Raw genomic sequence first — 8,960 nt, 5'->3', positions numbered from 1 at the left:
TCGCCGCCGCTTCGCGCTTTGGCATTTATATCTGCCGACCAAATAGGCCGTCGATCTTCTGTTTCTGTACCCCTCGTTCCCGAAGGGACTGCAAAGGTAGGGATGTTTTTCGGAATAACAAAAAAAATATTTTCTTTTTTTGACCTATCCCCTTTCAACATATCCTGTGAACAGGACGCCCTCCCTCGCGGAGTGGTGCAAAGGTAGAAACTTTAACAATACACTCCAACAGTTTTCTTCCTTTTTCGACCCTACAAAACGCAAAACACTGAAAGATTGGCGGATAATTTTATACTACAAAGAAACTAAATAAGAATAAATAGCCGATTATAGTTATAGAACAGCAACAATAGACTGCTTAAATCGGGTGCGGACAGGGTTTCCATTTTTTGATGCCGGCGTCCATTTTGGAGATTTTTCCATCACACGCAACGCTTTTTCGGCGAATTCCGGACTTATTTTATTCTTATTCACAATTTCGATATCACACACAATTCCGTTTTCACATACTGTAAATTCCATTATGGCGGTTTGTTTAAGCCCATAATCTACGTATGTTGTACTATCTACCGAATTAACAAGATCTCGAATATCAAGGTTTTCCCGCACGAAACGGTTCCATCCAGCAACTCCTCCTTCAAACTGCGCATACGTATCTACATCATAGACTATGAGAGAATCTCTGGACGATTGCGCAGATAACATTCCGAATGTCAAGCTTAATAAAATAGCAAACAACCAATACCTCATGACTCCTCCTTTGTTTGTTTACTTAAAATTACATAAAAATTAGGCTTTTGGCAAATCAACTGTTTCTGGAAATCCACCCTCGCTATCGAAGAGAAATGTCATAGGTTTTTCCGGATCTTTGATAATTTCAAAAAGCGTATAACCCCAAGGCTTCCAAAAATTCTCTAATACCTGCCCATATGTTTTGACCTGCCAATTATCGAAAATAGGTTTCAATGTCCAATCATTTAAGGGCATCGGTTCTATGTAAATCTTTTCGGGAGTTTCCATATAAGTATACTCCGGAAGACGATTAAACAAATAAGCGGAATAAAAATACCGGGCACAGACTTCTTCGAATTGTATGGGATGTAAAATATGTTCTTTTATTTTATTCAAAATATCTTCATGATAAATAGCATTTGTACCATTGTCCTGTAAAGTGGCTATAACAGCAAAATCCTTCATCCGTAAAGAAAAAATCAACGTATTAATCTCATCCCGATATAAGAAAGTCTCGGGCGAATTATCTACCGGAAATACTTGTATATGAAACGGATTGATATGTTCAAATTCCATCGGCAGCACAAGCGATTGTAACATAAAATGTAGGTTCCGAAATTTATGCACTAACGCCTGGGAAAAATTTATTTCCTCTCCACTGCCTACCGCTTGTCTAATCCCCGCTTGTATCTCGTTAAAAACAATACCATACAAAATTTTCCCTACCCATTGAAACAACAGCTGTTCAGGAAGATTCTTTACTTCTTTATACCCTGCTTTCATTGCTTCTTCTACTTCTCCCTCCACTTCTTCAAATGACTGAGCAACTCTAATAGAACAAGGCAATTTCAGTGATTTATAGGTCACGATGTTTTCATCCAACATCTTGAACGGCTTTTCCTCCAGATCAAAAGCACGCATCATCCAAACTGGAAAAACTTGGATTTGCTCATCTGCAGATTGCAGCGATTCTCCTGTCAAAAAGCACGCCCGATTGTCGAATTTAAAAGCAATAAATGGATTATAAAGTCTTGATTCCATAGTGAGAACAAAGGTAAGGTTTTGAAGTTTGTTTTTGACTTTTTTATATATATTTCCTCTATAAAATAGCCCTTGATGGCAGAGGAGAGCGAAATAAATCCATTCTATATTATGCGCAATTAAATTGCATATTATAATGAATTTATTTAGGTTTGCGCCGAATGCTAATCAAGTGAACAAATTAACTCTGCATGAAAAAACTTTTCAGCCTGCTTTATTTCCAAGTAATTATAGCTATTCTTATCGGTGTGGCGCTAGGTCATTTTTATCCTGATCTTGGTATTGCGCTAAAACCATTTGGCGATGGGTTCCTCAAATTAATCAAGATGATCATCGCACCGCTGATTTTCTGTAGCATTGTTCTGGGTATTGCCGGCATGGAGGATATCAAGAAAGTGGGGAAATTGGGTATCAAATCTATGGTTTACTTCCAACTGACAACCTTTGGCGCAATGTTTATCGCTATGGCGGTTGTAAACCTTGCCAATCCAGGAGGTGGCATGAATATCAATGTCTCCGAACTCGACACTTCCGAAGTTAACACCTACATTCAAGAAGGCGAAAAACAAAAAGGTGTCGTACAATTTCTACTAGATATCATCCCCAACAACGTCATTGGCTCTCTTTCTGAAGGGAATATCCTGCAAGTTCTTTTCTTTGCCATTTTATTAGGGTTTGCATTTGCTAAGATGGGAGAAAGTGCGGAGCCCGTTAAGCGTGTAATGCAATCTTTTCTGGATGGTATCTTCATCGTGATTAAAATGATTATGAAAGTGGCACCAATAGGTGCAATGGGCGCTATCGGATTTACCGTGGGGCAATACGGTGTAGGCATTCTAAAATCGTTAGGTTTAATGATGTTATGGTTTTATGTAGCTTGCCTAATTTACATCTTTATTTTTTTAGGTATTTTATTGTGGCGTTATAAAATTAGTATATGGCGTGTATTGGTGTATATCAAAGAAGAGCTCCTCATTGTGCTAGGCACTTCATCTTCCGAATCCGTCCTGCCCGCCATTATGGAAAAACTCGAACGAGCCGGCTGCAGTAAACCGCTCGTGCGATTGGTCATCCCCACGGGCTATTCGTTCAATCTGGATGGAACAGCGATTTATTTAACTATGGCCGCGATTTTCCTATCGCAGGCAATTGGTCAACCTATGGCCTGGAATGAACAATTATTTCTTCTTTTTATACTGACCTTCACCTCTAATGGGGCTGCCGGCGTTACCGGAAGTGGATTTGTTATTTTGGCGGCCACGTTACCCATCGTGGGACATATTCCCGTAGAATCTATTGCCATTGTATTCGGAATAGACCGTTTTATGAGTGAAGCCAGGGCATTGACCAACATCATCGGGAATACTTCCGCTGCATTCATTATGGCTAAATGGGAAAAAGAAGTGGACGAAGAACAGCTGGAACAAGCGCTGTCTAAAAAGTAGTAAACCTACTCCACCCCGACATTTAGATAAAACAGAAAATAGGCGAAGTTGAGTATTCTATTTAGCAACTTCGCCATAAACTTTTTACCCTATTGATACCCTAAAATCTTCAAAGACAAGCACTCCATCTATGGATTGACCATCTTTGTTTTTCACCCCTTTCAATGTAGAGGTCTTCCCCTTTTCCAGTAGACTTTTCATTTCTTTCTCCTCTAGAAACACCCCATTTAATGTACGCCAGATCTTAAAATCACATCCTCTGGCATAATGGTCACATTGTGCCACCTTATCAAACAAAAGCATATTCCCTGAGGCGCATTTCGGACACTTTATTTTTCCCTTTTGCTGCGGCTTTATTTCCTCCTGTTGTATAGCTACGCGCAATTGAAGTAGCTCTTTCGTAATTTTTAGCGTATAATCCTTAATATGCTTCATAAAAACATCATACGACACTTTATTGGCACGCATCTCTTCGAGTTTCTGCTCCCACTTTCCAGTCAACGTAACCTTCGCTATTGAACGATCCTTGATTAGCTGATAAACTGAAAGCCCTTTTTCCGTAGGAATAAGTTTCTTTTTATCTCGTTTAATATACGCCCGCTGAAAAAGTGTTTCTATAGTTGCTGCACGGGTAGCCGGTGTACCTAAACCACAGTCCTTCATAGCCTGGCGCATTTCGTCGTCTTCTATCTCTTTACCAGAAGTTTCCATCGCTTTTAAGAGTGATGCTTCTGTATGTATAGGTTTCGCCTTTGTAAAACGCTCCGCTAATTCCAACGACAAAATCTCAAGCAATTCTTCCGCTGCTAACTTCGGCAACTGCGCATTTTCATTATCTTGATCATCGGTATTCTTGTCATCATCGGGGATCTCCACTTGCTCCGCAGACAAACGCCAGCCATACTGTTTAATAACCGTGCCTTTAGCAATCAACTCCACGCCGTGCGCATCGATTGTAACGGTTGTAATATCTTTCAAGCACACATCCGAGAAACTCTCTACCATACGCTTTGCAATCATATTATAAATATGCTGTTGTTCTTTGCGCAATGGCCCAGGTTTTTCCTCCGTCACCAACAAAGCGTGGTGGTCTGTCACTTTCTTATCATCGACCGATCTTTTATTTAATTTCGCACCGACTAGGTTACGGCTTATCGCTGCAATTTCTTCGTCCGCGGTATGGGCAAGATGCTGAAAAAGTTCCGCTATATTTTCAAAAACATCTTCTCCGATATAACGAGATCCTGTACGTGGATATGTAATCACTTTATTCTCATACAACGTCTGCGCAATACTCAATGTCTGATCAGCCGAATACCCATATTTTTTATTGGCATCCTGTTGCAGCGATGTCAAATCAAATAGCAAAGGCGGCTGTTCTTTCGTTTCCTTCGCCTCTACTTTAATTACTTTAGCCTCCGTTCCCACAGCGAGTCTCGCTATAGCCGTTTCCGCCTCCTCCTTTTTATCTATTTTAGTAGAGGTTGCCTTAAACCTGATATTATCTTTTTCGAAACCTGCCTGTATTTTGTAGAAAGCTTGCGGCTTAAAATCTTTGTTCTCCATATATCGGGAACAAATCATCGCTAAAGTGGGTGTTTGTACCCGCCCTAAAGACAAGAGCCCCCTGTTTCCCGCTGCCAATGTCAATGCTTGTGTGGCGTTTATCCCAATCAACCAATCCGATTCCGCGCGTGATTTAGCAGACATATAAAGACTATCGTATTCCGTTCCGTCTTTCAGATTAGCAAACCCCTCTTTTATAGCCCTGTCTGTCTGGGAAGAAATCCAAAGTCTTCTGAAGGGTACTTTGGCATTTAGGTAATAATATATATTCCGAAAAATCAACTCTCCCTCGCGCCCGGCGTCTGTTGCCACGATAATCTCCTCCGCCTGCGCAATTAATTCCTTAATCGTATTCAATTGCTTACTCGCCCCAGCATCATCTATCTGCTTCCCGTCCCTTTTTATTTTCTTTACTTCTAAACGAAATTCAGCCGGTATGATAGGCAGATTAGACACTGTCCAAGTAGGGTAACCGTACGCCTGTGGTGTGCACAATTGTATCAGATGGCCAAAAGCATATGTAAAAGCATAACCATTACCTGTAATATATCCGTCTTTCACTTCCTTTGCCCCCATCACACGAGCCAAATCCCTAGCTACAGATGGTTTTTCCGCTATAACAACTTTCATCAAACTATACCGTTAAATTTATTTCAAGGAGGGGATCGATATACCTTTTATTTTACGATACAAATCTACCGCATAAATATCGGTCATCCCCGAAACGTAATCCAACACCGTCCGGATTTTCGCGTATGTATCGGTTTGTACCGTGTGGAATTGAGCAGGAATCATTGCCACAATCTTTTTATCAAAATGTCCTTTATCTTCTTTTAAATAGGCTGGAATAAACTCTTCCAACAAGGCATTCATCACCTTAAACCCCGCAATTTCAATTTGCACCACAGTGGAAGCATTGTAGATACGATCTACGGATATTTCCGATATCTTCTTCATCTGTCCCACAATATTTCCATCCAGTGCATCCATCAGAGCCATACCAAAAGTACCGTTCAAAAACTTCTTCTGATTTTTTGCAAATACGGTGGCACAACCATGGATTAATGTATTAATAGCTTTCGCCCGCAAGAGTTCGATACGGCTGCCCGTATCCGCCAGCGCATCCAGCCGGCTACGTAAATCTTCGTCTCCACACAAGGGTAACAAAAGATCTTCTACCTCATTATACGAAAGTATTTTTAAATGATGTGCATCTTCCAAATCGATGATATTATAACATATATCGTCTGCTGCTTCCACCAGATATACTAGCGGATGCCGTAAATATCCGTTTGGATTTGTAGGATCGGCCTGTAAGCCCAGTTCCTCGGCGATTTTTTTGAAAGCGGCTTTCTCCGTATCAAAATAACCGTACTTCTTCCGATGATGGTTGCCTTTCACGTGCCCTTCTGCTGCCGAACAAGGGTATTTAACAATGGACGCCAGCGTGGCATAGGTCAATGCAAATCCTTTTTCATCTTTCCCGTGAAACGCATGGGTCAATATGCGCAACGCATTGGCGTTTCCCTCAAAATGTGTTAAATCTGCCCATTCTTCGGCACTAACCTTATCTTTATATACCTGTCCATGTCCCTCCGTAAAATAGGAAGAAATGGCTGCCTCTCCCGAGTGTCCAAAAGCCGGGTTACCCAAATCATGCGATAAACAAGCCGCAGAAACGATGTTGCCCACCTCTTGCAAAAACGGATTTTCCTGATCGATATTCGGATTCTCTTTTTTCATAATATTATAAAAAAGACGCCCTAACGACCGCCCCACACTTGCCACCTCCAAACTGTGTGTCAACCTATTGTGCACAAACACGGCTCCCGGCAATGGGAAGACTTGCGTTTTGTTTTGCAATCTTCTAAACGGTGAAGAAAATATCAACCTATCATAATCCCGTTGAAATTCTGAACGTGCATCGATTTGATCACTCACTTCGCGATGTTCATATCCCCAGCGTTTTGCAGACAATAATTGTTTCCAATTCATGTAAAGTATACGTTTTACGTTTGGTAACAAAGATAAGGTTATCGCGCGGTAAGACATAGACTCATTTCGATAAAGTGAAGATGGGACCTCATTCCCACCATGCCAACATAGTTTCCCCATTTTTCGACAATTTGGCCTCGTCAGGGCAAAAGCTGATCATACCTTTACTTTCATAAAGCAACACCCCCGATTCGCGTATAGCAGCAAATACCGCCGACCTACCTTTGCGGTAACATAGGGTGGTCGTGATGCGTCTATCTGCCGGCAAACAGGTATAATCTTTTACCCGGAAGCCGTACCAGAAGCTCATCTGTGCTACAAACTCCCGCAAGGGAACATCCTTGTATTTCCGTACCGCTTTCGTCCATACCAATATGGCGTCTGTATTTGTAATAGCTTCATACCGCAACGTATCTTTAACACCGCCATCTTGCTTAGCATAGGAAATTACCGAACCCTGCGCACCATAGCGATCAAGCACGACGGTGTCAGCGCGGCGTTTAGAATGTAAGCTTAACTCCCCCCTTACGGTCGCGGCTCTGGTAAGATCATCTAAACTTAACAATGCAAAATCTCCGTAGAGCGATTTTACTAAGCCATTGCTCGTACCAATCAGCAACGTTTTCGCTTTGCTTTTATCCGGACGTTCGATATACGCCTCCCCCAGTATTTTAATCTGCTCCCCTTTTTTCTTATACGGCATGTACTGCAATGTAGACTGTGCGTTTAACCGTATACGTGTACCATCCAGCAACTCGACCATGGCCTGTTGCTGGGCATCGGTTGTCAGCATTATATCCTCTTCCGGTCCGATAGCTTTGTTTCCGTCATCACACCCTTGTACCTGAAACACGCCTTTTCTCGTCTTGAAAACCCGAACACCTGCTGTACGGAGCAACTCCCCCTGCTTTTCACTTGGTACCTTCATCGCCTCTACGCCTCCCCACGATAAAGACACGACCGATTCGGTAAGAGGAACGTCCGCATCGGTGGTCAGCCCGGCACAGGGACCATGTAGAAAATCCGGAATCTGCTCACGCGTGGAATACCAATAGGTAAGCATCGTCATAATCGGTATCGAAACCGCTGCTGCCCATCCCAGCTTGCGCCATAGCGACCGCTTACCACGGCTACGCTGCTCCGCCGTTCGGATGATAGCTGCGATATCAGGCTTCCATCCATCTGATGGAATGACAGGAAGTTCGTCATCCTCCATACTTAAAAGTACATCGGCAATCATCTCCTGTATCTCCTCATGCGCATATAACCTCCTGCAAGCATCCAGCTCCCCTGCCTCACGTGCCGTGAGGATTCCCTTTATCTGCTTTCGGATCAGTTTCTTCACATATTTCTTCTTGTAGATCATCTGTTTACACCTAAATTTTCTTAAACAAATAATGAGAGCACGTTTTTCAACATCCTGCGTAGCTTCTTCGTCGCCCGATAAATTGTATTTTTGACTGTCTGTTCGGTGAGATTGAACTTCTGCATCACTTCTTGATTGCTTAGCTCGTCAAATCTGGCTGCCCTAAAAATTTCTCTTTCCCGGCGAGGTAACGTATCCAATGCTTCGTTAATGATCTCTTCTATTTCCTTTGCCCTAAGTATACGGTCTGCATGCTCTTCTCCCGCCATTTCCAGGTATTCATCTTCCAGTGCCACGTTGTTGTGTTTGCTTTCTTTTCTTAATAAATACAATGCCTGGTTTTCTGCCACACGCTGCATCCAGAAGTAAGGTTTGTCCAACCGTGCTACCTGCTCTCTTTTCTGCCAGACGATTATCAAGGTTTCCGAGATCACGGTATTTGTAAATTCGGTATCCTGTTGGAAGTAGACTTGCACATATATTTTCAACCGTTCACCATACCGCGCTTCGATGGCCGCAAGGGCTTTCTCCGGCTGTACGAGCAATAAGCGGAAGTATGTCGTGTCGTTATCTGGGTTACTTTTCCCCATGCCTTCATTTTTAGAAATAATTTCTACACAAAATTATTTAACTGACAATCAGTTTATTATAAAATACATTACTCTCCAGTAGGTACGAAGCCCGCTGCTTTGCAAGTCATATATAGAAAGCAATAAGAATGTTTTAATTAGTTAAACCAAAGGTAAAGTAAAAGCCAGAGAAAAACAAGAAAAAATATAAATAAAATATTGATTCACAAATAGTTGCAATAAAAT

8 protein-coding genes are annotated in these 8,960 nt (G+C 42.0%); 2 read left to right on the top strand and 6 right to left on the bottom strand.

All coding sequences use genetic code 11. The annotated features are described in order from the left end of the window. Window positions 1-207, top strand: a 207-nt coding sequence (locus tag EWE74_RS21235) for a hypothetical protein (RefSeq protein ID WP_206365296.1), incomplete at its 5' end; no start/stop codon positions are given. 126 nt (window positions 208-333) lie between these two features. On the opposite strand, the gene EWE74_RS18485 is transcribed toward EWE74_RS21235, so the two are convergent. Together EWE74_RS18485 and EWE74_RS18480 are read right to left on the bottom strand one after the other, a co-directional pair. Further along, window positions 334-750, bottom strand: coding sequence for an energy transducer TonB (locus EWE74_RS18485; protein ID WP_130143129.1), 417 nt, complete (start codon window positions 748-750; stop codon window positions 334-336). 39 nt (window positions 751-789) lie between these two features. Then, a complete protein-coding gene (locus tag EWE74_RS18480; RefSeq protein ID WP_130143128.1) occupies window positions 790-1,773 on the bottom strand; it encodes a hypothetical protein in 984 nt (327 codons plus the stop codon). Between the two features lie 191 nt (window positions 1,774-1,964). Between EWE74_RS18480 and dctA the strand changes: the two genes are divergently transcribed. Continuing rightward, a complete protein-coding gene (gene dctA / locus EWE74_RS18475) occupies window positions 1,965-3,218 on the top strand; it encodes a C4-dicarboxylate transporter DctA (protein WP_130143127.1) in 1,254 nt (417 codons plus the stop codon). A gap of 84 nt (window positions 3,219-3,302) precedes the next feature. On the opposite strand, the gene EWE74_RS18470 is transcribed toward dctA, so the two are convergent. The 4 genes from EWE74_RS18470 to EWE74_RS18455 all read right to left on the bottom strand — a co-directional run bounded on the left by EWE74_RS18470 (window position 3,303) and on the right by EWE74_RS18455 (window position 8,735). Further along, window positions 3,303-5,414, bottom strand: a complete 2,112-nt coding sequence (locus tag EWE74_RS18470; protein WP_130143126.1) for a type IA DNA topoisomerase — start codon at window positions 5,412-5,414, stop codon at window positions 3,303-3,305. Window positions 5,415-5,432: 18 nt separating this feature from the next. Next, a complete protein-coding gene (locus EWE74_RS18465) occupies window positions 5,433-6,779 on the bottom strand; it encodes a deoxyguanosinetriphosphate triphosphohydrolase (protein ID WP_130143125.1) in 1,347 nt (448 codons plus the stop codon). A gap of 88 nt (window positions 6,780-6,867) precedes the next feature. Beyond that, window positions 6,868-8,145, bottom strand: a complete 1,278-nt coding sequence (locus EWE74_RS18460) for a FecR domain-containing protein (RefSeq protein WP_130143124.1) — start codon at window positions 8,143-8,145, stop codon at window positions 6,868-6,870. A 20-nt stretch (window positions 8,146-8,165) separates the two neighbouring features. Beyond that, entirely contained in the window at window positions 8,166-8,735 is a 570-nt protein-coding gene (locus EWE74_RS18455) for an RNA polymerase sigma factor (RefSeq protein ID WP_130143123.1), read from the bottom strand. Window positions 8,736-8,960 lie beyond the last annotated feature (225 nt).

The organism is Sphingobacterium corticibacterium (assembly GCF_004208525.1).
Classification (GTDB): Bacteria; Bacteroidota; Bacteroidia; order Sphingobacteriales; family Sphingobacteriaceae; genus Sphingobacterium; species Sphingobacterium corticibacterium.
Note: the sequence above shows the minus strand (reverse complement) of the source record. Positions and strands in the feature narration are given on the sequence as shown.